A 551-nucleotide genomic window follows, 5' to 3' on the forward strand; every position below is an offset into this window, starting at 1 on the left:
AAGCTTACTAGCGAGAATGCGACCGCCCAAACTATCACGCGCTTCTAACAATATATAATCAATGCCTTTTTGCTCTAATAAATAAGCCGCATATAGACCACTCAAACCACCACCGATAATTGCTACAGGTACATTTGTTATATCTAATTTTTGCATAGAAGTTTTCTTTTTATTTTTCATTGAAAGCGCTTAACATCTTAAATTATGGATAACATGCTTTAGCTCATTAAACGTCTAAACCTTCGATATCTGCGCCAATGACGTGAGCAAGATGTCCAGTCTTAACATAGACCGTAGCGCCTTCCTCACCTGCTTTTATCTGTGGCTGCGCACCTGCGGGCAAGCGTAGCCAGCTATCTTGTTTATAGGTTTGGTCGCCTTCTAGCAGCGTACCTTCGACCACCAACAGCTCTGCGCCACCTGCCACTGTGTGAGTCATAAGATCTTTTGTAAACAATGCATCATCTGCGCTCAGCCGCTGCAAGCTCACCTGTTCACTATCGTTCAAAAATAAAGCACACACCTCACGATTGCCGATCCATTGCCAGTTT

Annotated in this window: 2 protein-coding genes; both read right to left on the bottom strand. The window is 43.4% G+C overall.

Annotation, left to right across the window (positions count from 1 at the left end; translation table 11 throughout):
* Window positions 1-180, bottom strand: a 180-nt coding sequence (locus ACS8FD_RS23620; protein WP_439277642.1) for an NAD(P)-binding protein, incomplete at its 3' end; no start/stop codon positions are given.
* A gap of 46 nt (window positions 181-226) precedes the next feature.
* Window positions 227-551, bottom strand: a 325-nt coding sequence (locus ACS8FD_RS23625) for a cupin domain-containing protein (protein WP_459252185.1), incomplete at its 5' end; no start/stop codon positions are given.

The sequence above is a fragment of the Psychrobacter sp. 1U2 genome, from assembly GCF_051847575.1.